Source organism: Tardiphaga robiniae, assembly GCF_001618955.1.
Classification (GTDB): domain Bacteria; phylum Pseudomonadota; class Alphaproteobacteria; order Rhizobiales; family Xanthobacteraceae; genus Tardiphaga; species Tardiphaga robiniae_A.
Window position 1 is genome coordinate 1 of record NZ_LVYV01000017.1, and the last position, 19,290, is coordinate 19,290.

At 63.2% G+C, this 19,290-nt stretch carries 16 protein-coding genes; 11 read left to right on the forward strand and 5 right to left on the reverse strand.

From position 1 onward, the window contains the following. Positions 1–236: transposase (locus A4A58_RS16960; protein ID WP_139069873.1), on the forward strand; the 236-nt coding region annotated here is incomplete at its 5' end. Positions 237–313: 77 nt separating this feature from the next. Here the strand turns inward: A4A58_RS16960 and A4A58_RS16965 are convergent. Next, positions 314–1,486, reverse strand: a complete 1,173-nt coding sequence (locus A4A58_RS16965) for an isovaleryl-CoA dehydrogenase (RefSeq protein WP_068734239.1) — start codon at positions 1,484–1,486, stop codon at positions 314–316. A 260-nt stretch (positions 1,487–1,746) separates the two neighbouring features. Between A4A58_RS16965 and A4A58_RS16970 the strand changes: the two genes are divergently transcribed. The 7 genes from A4A58_RS16970 to A4A58_RS17000 all read left to right on the forward strand — a co-directional run bounded on the left by A4A58_RS16970 (position 1,747) and on the right by A4A58_RS17000 (position 11,809). After that, positions 1,747–2,943 carry a cytochrome P450 gene (locus tag A4A58_RS16970; RefSeq protein ID WP_244499790.1) on the forward strand — a complete coding sequence of 399 codons (1,197 nt, stop codon included), beginning with the start codon at positions 1,747–1,749 and terminating at the stop codon, positions 2,941–2,943. A gap of 46 nt (positions 2,944–2,989) precedes the next feature. Continuing rightward, on the forward strand, positions 2,990–4,261 hold the full coding sequence (locus A4A58_RS16975) for a cytochrome P450 (RefSeq protein WP_068734185.1): 1,272 nt from the start codon (positions 2,990–2,992) through the stop codon (positions 4,259–4,261). Between the two features lie 49 nt (positions 4,262–4,310). Next, positions 4,311–5,486, forward strand: coding sequence for an acyl-CoA dehydrogenase family protein (locus tag A4A58_RS16980; protein WP_068734187.1), 1,176 nt, complete (start codon positions 4,311–4,313; stop codon positions 5,484–5,486). Positions 5,487–5,495: 9 nt separating this feature from the next. Continuing rightward, a complete protein-coding gene (locus A4A58_RS16985) occupies positions 5,496–6,590 on the forward strand; it encodes a CaiB/BaiF CoA transferase family protein (protein ID WP_068734189.1) in 1,095 nt (364 codons plus the stop codon). A 25-nt stretch (positions 6,591–6,615) separates the two neighbouring features. After that, complete coding sequence (locus A4A58_RS16990) at positions 6,616–7,467, forward strand: FAS1-like dehydratase domain-containing protein (RefSeq protein WP_068734191.1); 852 nt, start codon at positions 6,616–6,618, stop codon at positions 7,465–7,467. A 341-nt stretch (positions 7,468–7,808) separates the two neighbouring features. Further along, positions 7,809–9,437 (forward strand): benzoylformate decarboxylase, encoded by a 1,629-nt coding sequence (mdlC, locus tag A4A58_RS16995; protein WP_068734193.1) that lies wholly within the window; start codon positions 7,809–7,811, stop codon positions 9,435–9,437. Positions 9,438–9,466: 29 nt separating this feature from the next. Further along, positions 9,467–11,809, forward strand: coding sequence for a molybdopterin guanine dinucleotide-containing S/N-oxide reductase (locus tag A4A58_RS17000; protein WP_068734195.1), 2,343 nt, complete (start codon positions 9,467–9,469; stop codon positions 11,807–11,809). Positions 11,810–12,020: 211 nt separating this feature from the next. On the opposite strand, the gene A4A58_RS17005 is transcribed toward A4A58_RS17000, so the two are convergent. Beyond that, a complete protein-coding gene (locus A4A58_RS17005) occupies positions 12,021–12,815 on the reverse strand; it encodes an SDR family oxidoreductase (protein WP_068734197.1) in 795 nt (264 codons plus the stop codon). A 113-nt stretch (positions 12,816–12,928) separates the two neighbouring features. Beyond that, on the reverse strand, positions 12,929–13,627 hold the full coding sequence (gene trhA, locus A4A58_RS17010; RefSeq protein ID WP_068734198.1) for a PAQR family membrane homeostasis protein TrhA: 699 nt from the start codon (positions 13,625–13,627) through the stop codon (positions 12,929–12,931). 224 nt (positions 13,628–13,851) lie between these two features. Here trhA and A4A58_RS17015 point away from each other — a divergent pair, with 224 nt between their 5' ends. Together A4A58_RS17015 and A4A58_RS17020 are read left to right on the forward strand one after the other, a co-directional pair. Continuing rightward, a complete protein-coding gene (locus tag A4A58_RS17015) occupies positions 13,852–15,315 on the forward strand; it encodes a YcjX family protein (RefSeq protein WP_068734199.1) in 1,464 nt (487 codons plus the stop codon). Next, positions 15,312–16,346: a YcjF family protein gene (locus A4A58_RS17020; protein WP_068734201.1), complete on the forward strand. Its 1,035-nt coding sequence runs from the start codon at positions 15,312–15,314 to the stop codon at positions 16,344–16,346. The genes A4A58_RS17015 and A4A58_RS17020 overlap by 4 nt, the downstream gene beginning before the upstream one ends. A 12-nt stretch (positions 16,347–16,358) precedes the next feature. Here A4A58_RS17020 and A4A58_RS17025 read toward each other — a convergent pair whose 3' ends face one another. Continuing rightward, on the reverse strand, positions 16,359–16,751 hold the full coding sequence (locus A4A58_RS17025) for a RidA family protein (RefSeq protein ID WP_068734203.1): 393 nt from the start codon (positions 16,749–16,751) through the stop codon (positions 16,359–16,361). 131 nt (positions 16,752–16,882) lie between these two features. Here A4A58_RS17025 and A4A58_RS17030 point away from each other — a divergent pair, with 131 nt between their 5' ends. Beyond that, the gene (locus A4A58_RS17030; RefSeq protein WP_081421918.1) at positions 16,883–17,644 is read left to right on the forward strand and encodes an ArsR/SmtB family transcription factor; all 762 of its coding nucleotides are present in this window, start codon (positions 16,883–16,885) and stop codon (positions 17,642–17,644) included. On the opposite strand, the gene A4A58_RS17035 is transcribed toward A4A58_RS17030, so the two are convergent. Beyond that, complete coding sequence (locus A4A58_RS17035) at positions 17,626–19,224, reverse strand: glycosyltransferase family 39 protein (protein WP_068734205.1); 1,599 nt, start codon at positions 19,222–19,224, stop codon at positions 17,626–17,628. The genes A4A58_RS17030 and A4A58_RS17035 overlap by 19 nt on opposite strands. Positions 19,225–19,290: the final 66 nt, after the last annotated feature.

Sequence of the window (19,290 nt, forward strand, 5' to 3'; positions counted from 1 at the left end):
CGCCACCGCGGGCGATGATTGCCGGCGGTCGGCCCTGCGTTCGCGCCGCGCTGTACATGGCAGCTCTCGTTGCCTGCCGCCATCATCCGCAGATGAAACAGGCCTATCAGGCCCTGCGGTTGCAGGGAAAGCCTGCCAAGGTCGCACTCATCGCCGTTGCCCGAAAGCTCCTCATCACCGCCAACGCGCTCGTCAAAGCCAACAAACACTATGACGGAGAGACCCAGCCTCATTGACACACAAGACAGTCGCCGGGTTCGCACTTCAGCGGCTTTGCCGCTTTCGTGCGCCCCGGAATGACGGCGTGAAAACCTCACCCGTTCTTCGCAAACAACTCCCGCCCGATCAGCATCCGCCTGATCTCGCTGGTGCCGGCGCCGATTTCGTAGAGTTTGGCGTCCCGCAGCAGGCGGCCGGTGGGATAGTCGTTGATATAGCCATTGCCGCCGAGGAGCTGGATCGCGTCGAGCGCGCATTGCGTGGCGCGTTCCGACGCGTAGAGGATGGCGCCGGCGGCATCCTCGCGGGTGGTCTCGCCGCGATCACAGGCTTTCGCCACCGCATAGACATAAGCGCGGGCAGAACTCAGCGCGACATACATGTCGGCGATCTTGCCCTGCACGAGCTGGAAGTTGCCGATCGGTTCGCCGAACTGCTTGCGCTCGTGCACATAAGGCTGCGCGACATCAAGACAGGCCTGCATAATGCCGAGCGGCCCCGCCGCCAGCACCGCGCGCTCATAATCGAGGCCGGACATCAGGACATTGACGCCGCGACCGACCTCCGCGAGCACATTCTCCTCGGGCACCTCGCAATCCTCGAAGACGAGTTCGCAGGTATCCGAGCCGCGCATGCCCAGCTTGTCGAGCTTCTGCGCCGTCGAGAAACCCTTCATCCCCTTTTCGATGATGAAGGCGGTGATGCCGCGCGGGCCGGCCGCCGGATCGGTCTTGGCATAGACCACCAGCGTCTGTGCCACCGGACCGTTGGTGATCCACATCTTGTTGCCATTGAGAACGTAGCGATCGCCCTTCTTGTCGGCGCGGGTCTTCATCGACACCACGTCCGAGCCGGAACCCGGCTCGGACATCGCCAGCGATCCCACATGTTCGCCGGAGATCAGCTTCGGCAGATATTTGCGCTTCTGCGCCTCGTTACCATTGCGACGCAACTGATTGACGCAGAGGTTCGAATGCGCGCCATAGGACAGGCCCACCGACGCCGAAGCGCGCGAAATCTCTTCCACCGCGATGACGTGTTCGAGATAGCCGAGCCCGGCACCGCCAAACTCTTCCTCCACCGTGATACCGTGCAGGCCGAGCGCGCCGATCTTGGGCCAGAGATCGAGCGGAAACTGATTGGTCTTGTCGATGGCTTCGGCGCGCGGCGCGATCTCGTTCTGGGAGAAGTCACGCACCGTCTCGCGAATCGCGTCCGCAGTCTCGCCGAGATCGAAATTGAACATCCGTTGAGCGTTCGAAATCACAGGGTCGCCTCCGGTCAGAACGGCGCGCAAGCGCGCCGATTTTGTTGATTGAAATCACCATGTCACGGGCCGAACGGGCTGAGAAGAGGCATAAAGTGGTCCTTGCTCTTGGCCGCGCAACGGGTTGTAATTCATCCAAATAAGCCCTCCGGGACCCAACCACGGAAGGCATGCCAGGGAGAGAACCGATGCTCGATCGCGTCCAGGATTCCGACAGCAACGAATCCGCCCAAGCCGCCGCTCACGCCCAAGCTTACGGGATGCCGCTCGATGAGTTCGATCCCGGCAACCCCGAACTGTTCCGCACCGATACGTTCTGGCCCTATTTCGAACGGCTGCGCCGCGAGGATCCCGTCCACTACTGCAAGGACAGCATGTTCGGACCGTATTGGTCGGTGACCAAGTACAACGACATCATGCAGGTCGAGACCAATCACGCCACCTACTCCTCCGCTGCGGCTTTCGGCGGCATCACCATCCGCGATGCCGGTGTGCAGTTCCGCCGGCCGATGTTCATTGCGACAGATCCACCGCATCACAGCGCCCAGCGTAAGACGGTGGCGCCGATGTTTGCGCCTCACCACATGGACGAGCTCTCCAGCCTGATCCGCAGCCGCACTGCCGAGGTGCTGGACTCCCTGCCCCGCAACGAGACCTTCGACTGGGTCGACCGCGTGTCGATCGAATTGACCACACAGATGCTGGCAACCCTGTTCGACTTTCCCTGGGAGGAGCGCCGCAAGCTCACCCACTGGTCGGATGTCGCCACCATGTTGCCACCCACGCCCGAGGCCGAGCTGGAGCGGCAGAGAGAACTGCGGGAATGCGGCGAGTATTTCGGCCGGTTGTTTCAGGAGCGACTCAATGCGCCGCCGAAGAGCGACCTGATATCGATGATGGCGCATAGCGAGGCCACGCGGCATCTCGATCCGGAGAGTTTTCTCGGCAACATCATTCTGCTGATCGTCGGCGGCAACGACACCACGCGCAATTCGATGTCTGGCGGTGTCTACGCACTCAATCAATTCCCCGGCGAATATGACAAGCTGCGCGCCAATCCCGCGCTGATCGAGAGCATGGTCCCGGAGATCATCCGCTGGCAGACGCCGCTGGCACATATGCGGCGCACGGCGTTGCAGGATGCCGAGCTCGGCGGCAAGCAGATCAGGAAGGGTGACAAGGTCGTGATGTGGTATGTCTCGGGCAATCGCGATGACGAGGTCATCGAAAACCCGAACGAATTCATCATCGATCGCGTTCGTCCCAATCGCCATCTGTCATTCGGCTTCGGTATCCACCGTTGCGTCGGCCTCAGACTTGCCGAACTTCAATTGAAGATTGTGTGGGAAGAGATCATGAAGCGCTTCGAGCGGATCGAGGTCGTCGGCGAGCCCCGCCGCGTCTTTTCGAGCTTCGTGAAGGGCTATGAAACACTGCCTGTGCGGATCCCTGGCTGAACCAGCGACCACAACAGCTCAGGATCGATTTTGGAGAGCAGACGCCATGAATATCCAGACCAGGATCAATCCTGACAAAGCCGAGATCCAGCGCATCGCACGCGATCTCGCCTATTCGATGCCGCTGAAGGACTTCCATCCCGGCGCGCCGAAACTGTTCGCTACCGACACGCTATGGCCGTTCTTCGAACGGCTGCGCGCGGAAGAGCCGGTGCATTACTGCACCAGCGCGCCGATCGAGCCATACTGGTCGGTGACCAAGTACAACGACATCATGAAGGTCGATACCAGCCACGGCATCTTCTCGTCGGATTCCAAGCTCGGCGGCATCGGCATTCGTGACGAGCCGGAAGGCTATAGCTGGCCGAGCTTCATCTCGATGGACGAGCCGAAACACACGCCGCAGCGCAAGACCGTGACGCCGATGTTCACGCCCGATCATCTCGACGAACTGGCCAAACTGATCCGCACGCGCACATGCAAGGTGCTGGACGGCCTGCCGCGCGGCAAGACCTTCGACTGGGTCGACCGCGTCTCGATCGAACTCACGACCCAAATGCTGGCGACGCTGTTCGACTTCCCGTGGGAGGAACGCCGCAAGCTGACACGTTGGTCCGACGTTGCCACGGCGCTGCCAAAAAGCGGCGTCGTCTCCAGTCCGGAAGAGCGTCGCGAGGTAATGGACGAGTGCTTCGCCTATTTCCAGAACCTCTGGAACGAGCGAGTAAATTCCGAACCACGGAATGACCTCGTCTCGATGATGGCGCATAGCGACGCGACGCGCTTCATGGATCCGGACAACCTGATGGGCAACATGATCCTGCTCATCGTCGGCGGCAACGACACCACCCGCAACACCATGACGGGCTCGGTGCTGGCGCTGAACGAGAACCCCGACCAGTATCAGAAGTTGCGCGACAATCCGTCGCTCATCGAGACCATGGTCCCCGAAGTGATCCGCTGGCAGACGCCGCTGGCGCATATGCGCCGCACGGCGCTCCAGGATACCGAACTGGGTGGCAAGACCATCAGGAAAGGCGACCGCGTGGTTATGTGGTACGTCTCCGGAAACCGCGACGACGAGGTCATCGAGCGCCCGAACGAGTTCATCATCGACCGTGCGCGGCCGAAGATTCACCTGTCATTCGGTTTTGGCATACACCGCTGCGTGGGCATGCGCCTGGCGGAGTTGCAATTGAGGATCGTTTGGGAGGAGATACTGAAACGGTTCGAGAACATCGAAGTTGTGGGGGAACCCAAGCGCGTGTATTCGAGCTTCGTTAAAGGCTACGAGACCCTCCCGGTGAGGATTTCGTAATGCCGGTCAGGATTCATAATTTTCCCCTCAAGAAGAGAAGCTCAATTCCTTGACGAAACACCATCCCGCGGAACAGGACGAATTCCACGATATCCGCGATGCCGTTGCCAAACTGTGCGCACAGTTCCCCGGTGAATACTGGCGCAAGCTCGACCGCGAGATGGCCTATCCGAAGGCTTTCGTCGATGCACTGACGGAAGCCGGCTATCTGTCGGTGCTGATCCCCGAGGAATATGGCGGCTCCGGCCTCAAGCTGTCGGCCGCAGCGGCGATCCTCGAAGAGATCCAGCGCGCCGGTTGCAACGGCGGCGGCTGCCACGCGCAGATGTATACGATGGGCACGGTGCTGCGTCATGGCAATGACGAGCAGAAGGCCAAGTGGCTGCCGAAGATCGCCAGTGGCGAAGTTCGCCTGCAGGCCTTCGGCGTCACCGAGCCGACCTCGGGCACGGACACGTCCTCGCTGAAGACGGTGGCGAAGAAGGACGACAACGGCGACTACATCGTCAACGGCCAGAAGATCTGGACCAGCCGCGCCGAATATTCCGACCTGATGGTGCTGCTCGCGCGCACCACGCCGAAGGAACAGGCGGCGAAGCGCACCGACGGGCTGTCGGTGTTTCTGGTGGACATGAAGGAGGCCAAACAGAACGGCCTCGAGATCCGCCCGATCCGCACCATGATGAACCACGCCACCACCGAAGTGTTCTTCACCGACATGAAGGTGCCGAAGGAAAACCTGATCGGCGAAGAGGGCAAGGGCTTCCGCTACATCCTCTCCGGCATGAATGCCGAGCGCATCCTGATCGCGAGCGAATGCGTCGGCGATGCCAAGTGGTTCATCGCCAAGGCGAGCGCCTATGCCAAGGAGCGTCAGGTGTTCGGCCGCCCGATCGGCCAGAACCAGGGTATTCAATTCCCCATCGCCAAGGCCTATGCGAATATGCGCGCGGCCGAGCTGATGGTGAAGGAAGCGCTGCGCAAATATGAAGCCGGCATGGAATGCGGCGCCGAGGCCAATATGGCCAAAATGCTCGCCGCCGATGCGTCGTTCGAGGCGGCCAATGCCTGTATCCAGACCCATGGCGGTTTTGGATTTGCCGAGGAATACGACGTCGAACGCAAATTCCGCGAGACGCGTCTGTATCAGGTGGCGCCGATCTCGACCAACCTGATCCTGTCCTTCGTGGCCGAGCACGTGCTCGGCATGCCGCGCTCGTATTGAGATAGACACATGCTGCCGCTCAAGGGACTGACCGTCATCGCCGTTGAACAGGCGGTGGCTGCACCATTCTGCAGTTCGCGGCTCGCGGATGCCGGCGCGCATGTCATCAAGATCGAGCGCCCCGAAGGCGACTTTGCCCGTGGCTATGACGCCGCGGCCAAAGGCCAGAGCAGCTATTTCGTCTGGCTCAACCGCGGCAAGGATTCCGTGGTGGTCGATCTCGCCACGCCGGACGGCCGCAAGGCCATGGAAGAGCTGATCGCCACCGCCGACGTGCTGATCCAGAACCTCAAGCCCGGCTCGATGGACAAGCTCGGCTTCACGCGCGAGCGTTTGCGAAAGGATTATCCGCGGCTGATCTGCGCCACCATCACCGGCTATGGCGACACCGGTCCCTATGCCCATCGCAAGGCCTATGACCTCTTGATCCAGGCCGAGAGCGGGCTCGCCTCGATCACCGGCGGCCCCGAAGGCCCGTCGCGTGTCGGCGTCTCCATCGTCGATGTCGCCACCGGGGCTGCCGCGCATGCGGCGATCCTGGAAGCGCTGATCGGGCGTTCGGTGACCGGCGAAGGCGCCGATATCCGCATCTCCATGTTCGACGTGATGGCCGACTGGCTCACTGTGCCGCTGCTCAACTCCGAGGCCGGCAACGAGCCGAAGCGCATGGGCTTGGCACATCCCTCGATCGCGCCCTATGGCGTGTTTCGCTCCAAGGATGGCAAGGACATCCTGATCTCGATCCAGAGCGAGCGTGAGTGGAAGGTCCTCTGCGCCAAGGTGCTCGGCGATGCCGCGCTGGCCAGTGACCCACGTCTGGTCAACGGCGTCGAGCGCGTGCGCAACCGCGCCTTCACCGACCAGACTGTCAGCGACATCTTCGGATCGCTCAGCCGCGACGAACTCCTGAAGCGCCTGACCGACGCCGACATCGCCTTCGCCGAAGTGAACACGATGGCGGATCTCACCAACCATCCGCATCTGCGCCGCATCACCGTCAACACGCCGAATGGCGAAGTGTCGTATCCGGCACCGGCCGCGATCTGGGTCGATGCGCCGCGCAGCTACGGCGCGGTGCCCGGCATCGGCGAAGTGCAGATGTAATTTTCAAGATCAGACGGAGGTCATCATGACCGAGACGCTCGACATCGATCATCTCAAGCAGTGGATCGGTCGCACCATTGAGGCCTCCGACGTCGTGACTGCGCAGCTCGTGAAGGGCCTGCGCGCGACGCTCTTTCTCGACATCGGTACGCCGAAGCCCGGCGACGCCGCGCCCTTCACCACGCAGTGGTGCCTGGCGCAACCGGTGGCGGCGATGGACAAGCTTGGCACGGATGGTCATCCGGCGCGCGGCGGTTTCCTGCCGCCCGTGCCGCTGCCGCGCCGCATGTGGGCCGGCGGCGAGTGCCAGTTTCTCGACACCATTCGCGTCGACGATGAGGTCACGCGCTCGTCGAAGATCCTCGACGTCAATCTGAAGACCGGCTCCACCGGCGCGCTGTGCTTCGTCAATGTCGAGCACCTGATCACCACCAAGCGCGGCCTCGCCATCCGCGAGCGCCAGGACATCGTCTACAGAGACATGCCGACCAGCATGGCGCCGCCGGCGCCCGCGCCGAAGGAGATACCGGCCGCCAAGCATCAGGAGACCCATTACGCCGATCCTGTGCTGCTGTTCCGCTACTCGGCGCTGACCTTCAACGGTCACCGCATCCATTACGACCGCGACTATGTCACCAAGGTCGAATTCTATCCGGGCCTCGTGTTTCATGGGCCGCTGCAGGCAGCCTTGCTGGTGGAGTTCGCCGCCAAGCTCAAGGGTGGCAAGGCGCCCGCGAAGTTCAGCTATCGCGGCGTGTCGCCGCTGTTCGATGGCGCGGATTTCACGGTGAATGCGAATGAGACGGCCGACGGGCTCGAGGTCTGGACGGCGAACGACAAGGGCGCGCCGACCATGAAGGCGACCGCGAGCTGGTAGCCGAAGGAGCGCGCTGATCTTACCTCTCCCCGCTCTGCGCGGGGAGAGGTCGCCGCGTCTTCGCGGCGGGTGAGGGGCAGCGCGCTGTAAGAGCCCAACTCACTCCGCTTTCGGATCGCTCAATTCTTCGACCCGAGCATCCTGCGAATTTCGCAGGCTCGGTGCCTCGCCCCTCACCCCACCCCTCTCCCCGCGCAACAGCGGGGAGAGGGAGCGACGGCGCGCCTCCGCTCCATCGAGGCGGTTTCACCCCCCTCCCCGATTGACTCCCCACCCCCTCCTGCTGTTGATGAGTCAACAACACACGGCAGACCACTGCCCGATCCCGTGAGGAAACGACCTTGGCCCGCGACAGCAAGACAACCGCCGCCCGTACTCCCGTGACCGTCAAGGACGCCACGCTGAATCTGCTGCGCGGCTTCGGGATCACCAAAGTCTTCGGCAATCCCGGCTCCACCGAACTGCCGTTCCTGTCCGACTGGCCGGACGACATCGACTACGTACTCGGGCTGCAGGAAGCCTCCGTCATCGGCATGGCGGACGGCTATGCGCAGGCGACGCGCAATGCCGCCTTCGTCAATCTTCATTCCGCTGCCGGCGTCGGCAATGCGCTCGGCAACATCTATACCGCGCATCGCAACCAGACGCCGATGGTGATCACCGCCGGCCAGCAGGCGCGAAGTATTTTGCCGCTGCAGGCGTTTCTCTATGCCGAGCGCGCCTCGGAATTTCCGCGGCCCTATGTGAAGTACAGCGTCGAGCCCGCGCGCGCCGAGGACGTGCCCGCCGCCATCGCCCGCGCCTATTACGTCGCGATGCAGCCGCCTTGCGGACCGACTTTCGTGTCGGTGCCGATCGACGACTGGACGCATCAGGCCCAACCTCTCGAGGCGCGCCATGTCAGTCGCGAGCTCGGGCCAGATCCGCAAGCGATGCAGGAACTTGTCGCCGCACTCGGCACAAGCAAGAACCCGGCGCTCATCGTTGGCCCCGGTATCGACCGCGCAAACGCCGTCGATCTCATGGTCAGCGTTGCTGAGAAAACGAAGGCCGCCGTCTGGGTCAGTCCGTTCTCGGCGCGCTGCAGTTTCCCGGAACTTCATCCGCAATTCGCGGGCTTCCTGCATGCGTCGCCGGCGCAGCTCTCCGACGCGCTGCGCGAACACGATCTCGTCGTTGTCATCGGCGCGCCGGTGTTCACCTTCCATGTGGAAGGCCATGCCGCGATCTTCGACGGCGATACCACCATCTTCCAGATCACCGATGATGCGGACTCCGCCGCCGTCGCGCCGATCGGCACCAGCATTATTGCCACCATGAAGCCGGCCCTCAAGCTGCTGCTCGATCTGCTGCCAGACACAAAACGAAACGTCGCCAAGGGCCGCATCCTGCCGCCGCCGCCCGCGGGTGCTGACCCGATCCCGATAGATTATCTGCTGCACACGCTGTCGCGGGCCATGCCTGCTGATGCGATGCTGGTGGAAGAAGCGCCCTCGCATCGCCCGGCGATGCAGAAGTATCTTCCGATGCGCGGCGCGAACAGTTTCTACACCATGTCGTCAGGTGGCCTCGGCCATTCACTGCCGGCATCTGTCGGTATGGCATTGGGCTATCCGGATCGCCGCACCGTGTGCCTGATCGGCGACGGCTCGGCGATGTATTCGATCCAGGCGCTATGGACCGCCGCGCAGCGCAAATTGCCTTTAACCATAGTGGTTATCAACAATTCCGGTTACGGTGCGATGCGCTCCTTCAGCCAGGTGATGCAGGTGCGTAATGTTCCCGGGCTGGATCTGCCCGGTCTGGATTTCGTCAAATTGGCGGAAGGCATGGGCGCGCATGCCATCCGCGTCGAGAAATCATCGGAACTTGCAGGCGCCTTCGCGCAGTCTCTGCAACATCCGGGCGTCAGCCTTGTCGAAGTCATCGTCGACTCGGCCGTTCCCGTGCTTTATGGACAGAAGCATTGATATGACAGGATCATAGCGGAAGGGCCGGCATGACCAAGCAGCCGAACGACAACGCCAAGAAATCGCACAGCTCCCACTGGGGTGCCTTTTCCGGACAGTGGGTCGACGGCAAGCTGGTCATCACACCGCATCCGATCGATCCCGATCCGAATCCGATCATCCAGAATTTTCCTGAAGCGCTCCGCCACAAGGCGCGCATCGCCAAGCCGATGGTGCGTCGTGGCTGGCTCGAGAACGGCCCCGGCCCGGACGATCGTCGCGGCCGTGACGCATTCGTCGAGATGGAATGGGACGAGGTCCTCGACCTGCTCGCCGGTGAGCTGAAGCGCGTCAAGGACGCCTACAGCGCCAAGGCGATCTATGGCGGCTCCTATGGCTGGTCGAGCGCGGGACGCTTCCATCACGCGCAGAGTCAGATCCATCGTTTTCTGAATGTCGCCCTCGGCGGCTATGTGCGCTCGGTCAACAGCTACTCGGCCGGCGCATCGACGGTTCTCATTCCGCACATCCTCGGCAATTACGAAGACATGACCCGCCGCAATATCGGCTGGGATGAAATCGTCGAGCACACCGATATCATTCTCGCCTTCGGCGGCATGAACACCAAGAATTCGCGCGTCGCCGGCGGCGGCATCAGCAAGCACACCGAACATCGCGACATGATCGCACTGAGCAAGCGCGGCGGCGAACTGGTGCTGATCTCGCCACTGAAGAGCGATCTGCCGGATGAAGTGAACCAGGACTGGGTCGCCGCACGGCCCGGCACCGATGTGGCGCTGATGCTCGGCATCGCGCACACCGCCGTGATGGACGGCACACATGATCGCGCGTTCCTCGCCAGCCATACGCACGGCTGGAACACCTTCGAGGACTATCTGATGGGCCGCAGCGACGGCCAGCCCAAGGACGCCGCCTGGGCCGCCGCGATCACCGGACTGACAGCCGACGCTATCCTCAAGCTGGCGCGTCGCCTGCCCGGCAAGCGCGCGCTGTTCGTGGTCGCCCATTCGCTGCAGCGTGCGAAGCATGGCGAACAGCCGGTCTGGATGGCCTCGGTGCTATCAGCGATGTTCGGACAATCGGGCCTGCCCGGCGGCGGCTTCGGCTATGCGCTCGGCGCCATCGCCAATTACGGACGCCACCAGAATGCCGTGCCGATCGCCGGCCTGCCGCAGGGCAAGAACGGCGTCAGCGAATTCATTCCGGTGGCGCGCGTCAGCGACATGCTGCTCAATCCCGGCGCACCGTTCGAATATAACGGCGCGCACATGACCTATCCGGATATCAAGCTGGTCTATTGGGCCGGCGGCAATCCGTTCCATCACCATCAGGATCTCAATCGCCTGCGCAAGGCCTTTGCGCAGGTCGACACGCTGGTGGTGCACGACCTCGCCTGGACCGCATCGGCGCGTCATGCGGACTTCGTGCTCCCCTGCACCATGTCGCTGGAGCGCGAGGATATCGGCAGCTCGCAGACCGATCCGATGATGGTGGCGATGCATCAGATGGCCGAGCCGTTTGGCGACGCGCGCGACGACTACGCGATCTTCACCGGCCTCTCCGAACGCCTCGGCGCCGCCGATGCTTTCACCGAAGGCCGCACGCCGCGTGAATGGCTGAAGCATCTCTATCAGCCGACGTACGATGGGCTCAAAGCCAAGGGCATCGATGCACCCGACTTCGACGCCTTCTGGGCGGCCGGCGAAGTGATGCTGCCGCAACTGCCGCTGGATGGCGGCACGCTGCGCGCCTTCCGCGAAGATCCCGAGGGCACGCCGCTGCCGACCACCAGCGGCAAGATCGAGATCACTTCCGACACCATCGCCAGCTTCGGTTACGACGACTGCCCCGGCCATCCCGTCTGGCTCACGCCCGAGGACGTGGTCGACGCGGCGAATCCGCTGCAGCTCGTCGCCAACCAGCCGGCGTCGCGACTGCACAGCCAGCTCGATTTCGGCGGGCATAGTTCGGCCGAGAAGCGCCGCGGCCGCGAGGTCGCACGCATGCACCCGATCGACGCCGATGCACGCGGCATCAAGGACGGCGATATCATCAGGCTGTTCAATCAACGCGGCGCCTGCCTCGCTTCCGTCGTCGTCACCGAGGACGTCATGGCCGGCGTCGTCCAGTTGCCGACCGGCGCCTATTACGATCCCGAGGATCCGAACGAGGAAAAGCCGCTCTGCGTGCACGGCAATCCGAATGTGCTGACAAGGGACACCGGCACCTCGCGCCTCGCGCAGGGCTGCACCGGCCAGCTCACGGTGGTGAATGTCGAAAAATTCACCGGCAACCTGCCACCGATCCAGGCCTATGACCCACCGGTCCCGGTGATCTGGCCGCGGCCGCCGAAGCTCGAAGCAGCGGAGTAGTTTCTTCAGCAACTGAACCTGTAACGCGCAGACGCCCGTGGTCTCCCTCCCCCTTGCGGGGAGGGTCGGCCGATAGGCCGGGGTGGGGGTGCCCCACGCGCCGACCTACCGTGGGGCACCCCCACCCGACCGGCCTGACGGCCGGCCACCCTCCCCGCAAGGGGGAGGGAAAAAGCAGCGGCGCTCGCAAGTGCCACCCTAACTACACTTCTTACTTCCCAAACGTCTCCCGCATCTTCGCCTGGATCTTCGCCATGCCGCCGATCCAGCGATCATAGTTCTCGGTCTTCTTGCGCATGTAATCGATCACCTGCTTGTGCGGCAGGATCAGGAAGGTCTCCGCCTCGATCCCCGCCAGCGCATCCTGCGCGACCTGCTCCGGCGACAGATTGCCGTCATTGGATTGCGGGCCCTTCGGAATGTTTTTCAGCATGTTGGTATCGACACCCTGCGGGCACAGGATCGAGACCTTGATGTTATCGGCCCGGTGCGAGATCGCGAGATTTTCGGCGAAGCCAACCGCGGCATGTTTGGTGGTCGAATAAGCCGGGCTGCCGACTTGCGACAGCAGACCGGCCGCCGAGATCGTGTTGAGGAAGTAGCCGCCGCCCCGCGCCTTGTAGAGCGGGATCAAATGCCGTGCCGCATAGACATGGGCCATCACATGAATCGCCCAGCTCCGCGCCCATGGTTCATCCGACGTGCCGCCGGCATTCGGGCTCATGGGATCGAAGCCGCCGCCGATGCCGGCGTTGGAGCAGAACAAAGCGATCGGCCCGTAATGCCGTTCGGTCAGTTCGATCACATGCTGAATGTCTTTTTCCTTGCCGACATCGCATCGGAATGCGGCGCCGCCGATGGACTCTGCAACGGCTGTCGCGCGCTCACCGTCGAGATCGACGACGACGACTTTCGCTGCACCCGCTTGATGAAATGTCTCGCATAGCGCCTGGCCAATGCCATTGGCGCCACCGGTCACGACGACGACCTTGCCGGTCACCTGCATGAAGGGTCACTCCCTGTGTTTTTTTGTAGCCCGGATGAGCGCAGCGATATCCGGGGATGTCGAGATTGGTGAGACGCCGGCCCCGCATGTCGCTGCGCTCATACGGGCTACAACTACGTGCTCAGCACCATGTCGAGCACGGCCGTATAGTGGCATGCGGCGCCGAGTAGGACAAATGCGTGCCAGATGGCGTTCTGGAAACGCAGCCGCTGCCAGGCGTGGAATACGACGCCCAGCGTATACAGCGTGCCGCCGGCAGCGACGAACCACATGGTGAGCGGCGGCAGCGGCGTGAACACGGCGTCATAGGCCATCAGGCCGCTCCAGCCCATGGCGAGATAGAGCACCACGGCGAGCCGATCGAAACGGCCGGGATAAACCAGCTTGATGACGATGCCGGTGATGGCGACGCTCCACACCCCAGCTAGCAGCGAGATCGCGAGCCGCGCGTTGGCGATCTGCGCGAAGAACGGCGTGTAGGTCGCGGCGATCAGCAGATAGATCGCGGAGTGATCAAAACGGCGCAGGAACCACTTTCGCGGCGACACCGGCCACATGTTATAGATCGCCGACAGCACCAGCATCGCCAGCAGGCCCACGGAATAGACCGAGACGGTCACGACCTCATAGGCCGTCGCGAACACCGCGGCGAGCACGATGAGGACGGTGGCGGCGATCAGGCCGGAGAACACGCCGAGACCGTGAACGATGCCGTCGGCGATCAGTTCGGCACGGTCGTAATTCCAGCGGATCGCGCCGGCCACCATGTGAGCGGAATTGGTGGTCAGTTCTTTGAATCGGAAAACGGTCATGGTGGCGTCAACCTGGCCGGTGCGATGCGGTGAGCTTGCCCCGTAAGCCCGCCTGTGACTACCCCTGAAGTCAGCGATAAATCATAGGCCGGAGATCGTCAACGAAAGCCGAACGACGGAGTGACGACGCTTTCGTGACGAACTTGATTTCAGCCAGACAATCGCCATTTTTAGAGGCAGACCAACACCCGCGCACCATTCACCATGATGAGCTTTCCCGCACGATGCCCAGCCTATCCGAACTCGTCGAAGAAGCACGGCTGTCCGCGCGCGCATTGCTCGATTATGGCGATGGTCTGTTCAATCCCACGGTGCGGCTTGGGGTCACAGGCCTGTCGCGCGCCGGCAAGACGGTCTTCATTACTGCACTCGTGCATGGCCTGACGCGCGGCGGACGCTTTCCGGTGTTCGAGTCACTCGCCACCGGACGCATCGCCAAGGCGCGCCTTGCGCCGCAGCCCGACGATGCCGTTCCCAGGTTCGCCTATGAAGAGCATCTGCGCACGCTGATCGACGACCGGAGCTGGCCGAACTCCACCACCGATATCAGCGAGCTGCGTCTGGTCATCGACTATCAGCGCGCGAGCGGCGCCGACCGCAAGCTCACGCTCGACATCGTCGACTATCCCGGCGAATGGCTGCTGGACCTGCCGCTGTTGGGCAAGAGCTACGAGGAATGGTCGGCGGAGAGCCTTGCGCTGTCGCGACAGGGACCGCGCGCGACACTGGCCGCGGCGTTTCACGCGCATCTCGCCACGCTCGATCCCAATGCGCCGGAAAACGAGCAGGCGACGCTGATCGCAGCGAGGCTCTTCACCGATTATCTGCGCGCCTGCCGCGACGAACGCTTTGCCATGAGCCTGCTGCCACCGGGCCGGTTCCTGATGCCGGGCAATCTTGCGGGCTCGCCGGCGCTCACCTTTGCGCCGCTCGACGTCGCCAGCGATGGCAGCGCACCGGATGGTTCGCTGTGGGCGATGATGAAGCGACGCTATGAGGCCTATAAGGATGTGGTCGTTCGCCCGTTCTTTCGCGATCACTTCTCCAGGCTGGATCGGCAAATCGTATTGGTCGATGCGCTCTCTGCCTTCAACGCGGGACCCGAAGCACTGCACGATCTCGAAGCCGCCCTCGCCGGCATTCTCGATTGTTTCCGCATCGGCCGCAGCACGATCTTGAGCACGCTGTTCCGCCCGCGCGTCGATCGCATCCTGTTTGCGGCGACCAAGGCCGATCATCTGCATCACCTCAGCCATGACCGGCTGGAGGATGTGCTCAGGCGCACCGTGACCAAGGCGGTGTCGCGTTCGGAGTTGGCCGGTGCATCCGTCGACGTGGTCGCCATCGCCGCCGTGCGCGCCACCAAGGAAGCGCTGGTGCAGCGCGGTCGCGACAAGCTGCCGTCGATCCTGGGCACGCCGGCCGCGGGCGAGGTGGCCAATGGCGAGACATTCGACGGCGAGACCGAAGTCGCGACCTTTCCCGGCGATCTGCCAACCGACCTCGACGGACTGTTCGAGGGCGGCTCCTTCAGGGGGCTCTCGACAGATGCCGCCGACAAGACCGACTATCGCTTCCTGCGCTTCCGCCCGCCGCTGCTGACGCGCGGCGGCGGCGAGGAGCCGGCTCTGCCTCACATCCGCCTCGACCGCGCGCTCCAGTTCCTGATCGGAGACAGGCTGCAATGACCGACCGTACGCGCCGCCCGGCCACGTTCCGGCTCGACGATCCCCACGTCACCGTCATGGACGCCGACGAGGACGCCGGCCGCCTCGCCCGCGGCACCATCCGCATCACGCCCGAAGCCGATCCGATGGCGATGCCCGTCGTCATCGACGAGCCGCTACGACCCGCACGATCGGGTTTCCGCTGGGGCACGCTGTTCTGGACCGGGCTCGGCGGCCTCGTGCTGCTCGGCACGGGTCTCGGCGTCACGCAACTGGTCCGCGACCTGTTCGCCATCAATGACGGCCTCGGCTTTCTCGGCCTCGGCTTCGCCGCGCTGGTCAGCATCGCGCTGATCGCCATCATCGCACGCGAAGCGCTGAGCCTGATGCGGCTCGCCACTATCGAGAAGCTGCATGCCCGCGCGCTAGCCGTGATCGCCAGCGACGATCATGCCGAAAGCCGCGCGGTGCTCGCCGATCTGCTGAAACTCGCACATACCAATCCGCGCCTCGCCCGCGCCCGCACTGCCCTGCAGGGCCATGCCGACGATATCATCGACGGCGCCGATCTCATTCGCGTGGCCGAACGTGAATTGATGAGCCCGCTCGACATCGAAGCGCGTCGCCTCGTCTCGGTCGCCGCGCAACGCGTCTCGGTGGTGACCGCCGTCAGCCCGCGCGCGGTGGTCGATGTCCTGTTCGTTGCTGCGGCTGCGATCCGGCTGGTCCGCCAACTTGCAAAACTCTATGGCGGCCGGCCGGGGACGCTCGGGATGATCACGCTGATGCGTCATGCCATCAGCCATCTCGCCATCACCGGCGGCATGGCCGCCAGCGACAGCATGATCCAGCAGGTGCTCGGCCATGGCATCGCCGCGAAACTCTCGCAGCGGCTGGGCGAAGGCGTACTCAATGGCCTGCTCACTGCCCGCCTGGGTCTCGCCGCCATCGATGTGACGCGGCCATTGCCATTCACGGCGCTGCCACGCCCGCAGCTTGGCGATCTCGCGAAGGATCTGCTGCGCAAGCGGGACGGGGAAGAGAATACGTAATCCGCACTACTTCTAAACTGCGGCTACGCAGTCGACCTCGACGTCGAACGGGCCATGCCATCCTGCAACGATGAAAAAGCCGCGCGCCGGCGGGTCGGCCGAGAAGTAACGCGCATAAACCCGATTGATGGTTTCGAACTGATCGGCCCCGGTGCAATAGACATTGCACTTGATCACCCTGTCGATCGATGAACCCGCAGCCGTAAGGCACAGCGCCATCTGATCGAGGACGATCTCGATCTGCCGCTCCAGCGGAAAGCGCCTGATCTCCCCGGTCTCGGGATCATAGGGCGGCAGTTGCGAGACATAGACGAGATCGCCATAGCGCACGGCCGGCGCGACAGGAACCTTCCGTGCCTCGAAATAGGATGAGAACGGTTCGACGCGGATGAATTGCGCTTCCATGTATTGTCTCCCGGTGCAGCTAGTTCCCGGCACAGGATCGCACGGGCGGCAGCTCCGGATGGGCCAATTGGTTCGGCGCCGGCCGAACCGACGGGAGTGGCGGATTATCCGGCGAGCCGCTACGCTGGGATATGGTCGCCTCCGCAAACATGGTCGAAGTCGCAGCGCTGGTTGGCGATACTGCGCGCGCGACCATGCTTGCGGCACTTATGGGAGGTCAGGCGCTCACGGCAACCGAGCTGGCGTTTCAGGCGCGGATATCCCGCCCCACCGCGAGCGAACATTTGGCTCAGCTGCTCAACGCGCGATTGATATCGGTAACACCGAGCGGGCGGTTTCGTTACTATCAAATCACATCGCCGCTCGTGGCCCAGATGCTGGAAAGCATGATCGCCGTCGCGGCCCTGGAAATGCCACCGAGGCATCGACCGCGTTCTGCGCGCGATGAAGCGTTGTGCCTTGCGCGCAGTTGCTACGATCATATGGCCGGACGGTTGGGCGTTGCGGTCGCGGACGCGCTGATCGCACGAGATTACATGCATTTGAGTGCAGATGGCGGAGCCCTTACCGATGCAGGCCACCGCTTCCTCTGCGACTTCGGAGCCAACCTTGAAACCGACCGCCGCAGCAAGCGCATCTTCTGCCGGGCTTGTCTGGACTGGAGCGAGCGGCGCTATCATGTGGGTGGATTGGTCGGCGCCGAGCTTCAACGGCGGTTTCTGGAACTCGGATGGGTTGCGCGAACGGGCGCGACTCGCGCCTTTAAAGTAACGGATGCCGGCAAGGTTGAATTGAAAGACATATTTGGTGTCGATCTGGACGTCGCATGCACCAATCGCGGCCTACTTCCGCCTCGTCAGCCGGGAGAGAGTAGTCAGCGCGCTGCAAGCTGAATGCGTGACGACACAGACATCCCCGCCAGCGCCGGCCATCGATAGAACGGCGTATCAGGCTTCGGCGTCAGGTCCGGCGTCCAGCCCGTGAGCTTGTCGATCGCATAGTGCTTCATGGCCGTACCGCGCCAGATGGTATCGACTTCGGCAACTGGCGTGAGCACCGCACTCGTCGTCGCCAGCAGCCGGCGCTGGTTGTCCGCGGTCTGCGCGATGTAGAGTCCAGTGTGCCCCTTAATTCTGTCCATGCCGGGATCGCGGAAGCCGATAAATCTGGCGCGCTCATTGACCTGCACCACCGGGACCTTGTCCTTCAGATGCCAGCGCAGCATCGCATAGGTGCGGTAATCGGTCGTCGCGATCCAGGTGGCGCCGGAGGTCTTCATCTCCGCCAATGCGCGGTCGGCCAGCACCTGATAGCCGCCCTCGCCGCCGAGCGGATCGTTCTTGCCGATCAGATTCCACGGCGCGGCCACGCTATAGAGGAAGACCAGGACTACCAGCGGAATGCCGGTGGCGATGGCGGCGATGCTCCAGCCATAGGAGGCACGCACCATGCGCGGCGACCAGCCGTCGGCCGGCAGTTTCGTCAGGTTGATCGCCGCCGCAGCGATGCCGGCGGGCCACAGGAACATCGGCCAGGTATCGCCGACACGCAGGGTCAGCGACTTCCATGCAAAGAAAAAGAACGGCACCAATACGCAGGTGGCGAGCAGGATCGCGACGGCTTCGTGGCGGCGATAGCCACGCCATGCCGTGACGACAACCGCGGAGAGGATCACCGGCATCAGGATGACGCCGACCTGACCGAACTGCAGGCCGAGAAAATCGCCGAGCGTGCGCAGCGACACCTCGTTGTTCGTGGTGGCGCGGATGAACTGGAACCTGAACGACGCCCAGTCGTGGCCGGCATTCCAGATCAGAACCGGCGACGAGATCGCCAGTGCGATCAGCACGGCCAGCCATGGATACGGGCTGCGCAGCCAGCGCCCACGCCATTCCGGCACCAGCATGAAAGCGAGAATGCCCGGCACGAACATCACCACGGTGAGTTTGGATAGCAATGCGAAGCCGCCAAAGGCGCCGGCGGCGAGCCACCAGCGTCCGTCATGGCTTTCGGCAAGCCGCACCAGTGACCACAGCATCGCCATCGCGAACGGGATCAGCGCGACATCCGGCGCGACCTTGGCCATCAGCAGCCCGTAATACAGCGCCGCTTCCGACATCAGCACCGCCAGCAGCACCGCGCGCAGATCCTGCGTGACGCGGCGAACGATGTCGGCGAGCAGCAATTGCGTCACCGCCATCGCCACGATACCGGCGAAACGCGCGCCGAAATTCGTGTCGCCGAAGATCAGCGTGCCCGCACGGATAAACCAGGAGATCATCGGCGGATGATCGAGGAACGACAGCACGTTTTCCTTCGACCAGGTCCAGTAATAGGCCTCGTCGGTGCGCAGATCGAACAGCCCGGCATAGACCAGCCGCATCGCAGTCAGCGCCACAAGCAATGCACCGATCACCCAAAAGGCGCGGCGAGAGACATTCCGATCGAGGTAAGGGTCGGGAAAAGACGTCATCGCCGAGCTTTTCGGCGGACTTCGCCATGCTGTCAACTTGTTGACTTTACTGCTGGATAAGGTCTG

Bases quoted from the DNA above. Each gene is read 5' to 3' on its own strand.
- A4A58_RS17015 (WP_068734199.1), top strand. From the start codon at position 13,852: ATGCCCAGCCTATCCGAACTCGTCGAAGAAGCACGGCTGTCCGCGCGC.
- A4A58_RS17035 (WP_068734205.1), bottom strand. From the start codon at position 19,224: ATGACGTCTTTTCCCGACCCTTACCTCGATCGGAATGTCTCTCGCCGC.
- A4A58_RS17005 (WP_068734197.1), bottom strand. From the start codon at position 12,815: ATGCAGGTGACCGGCAAGGTCGTCGTCGTGACCGGTGGCGCCAATGGC.
- trhA (WP_068734198.1), bottom strand. From the start codon at position 13,627: ATGACCGTTTTCCGATTCAAAGAACTGACCACCAATTCCGCTCACATG.
- A4A58_RS16970 (WP_244499790.1), top strand. From the start codon at position 1,747: ATGCCGCTCGATGAGTTCGATCCCGGCAACCCCGAACTGTTCCGCACC.
- A4A58_RS16990 (WP_068734191.1), top strand. From the start codon at position 6,616: ATGACCGAGACGCTCGACATCGATCATCTCAAGCAGTGGATCGGTCGC.
- A4A58_RS17020 (WP_068734201.1), top strand. From the start codon at position 15,312: ATGACCGACCGTACGCGCCGCCCGGCCACGTTCCGGCTCGACGATCCC.
- A4A58_RS17000 (WP_068734195.1), top strand. From the start codon at position 9,467: ATGACCAAGCAGCCGAACGACAACGCCAAGAAATCGCACAGCTCCCAC.
- A4A58_RS16975 (WP_068734185.1), top strand. From the start codon at position 2,990: ATGAATATCCAGACCAGGATCAATCCTGACAAAGCCGAGATCCAGCGC.
- A4A58_RS16985 (WP_068734189.1), top strand. From the start codon at position 5,496: ATGCTGCCGCTCAAGGGACTGACCGTCATCGCCGTTGAACAGGCGGTG.
- A4A58_RS17025 (WP_068734203.1), bottom strand. From the start codon at position 16,751: ATGGAAGCGCAATTCATCCGCGTCGAACCGTTCTCATCCTATTTCGAG.
- A4A58_RS17030 (WP_081421918.1), top strand. From the start codon at position 16,883: ATGGTCGCCTCCGCAAACATGGTCGAAGTCGCAGCGCTGGTTGGCGAT.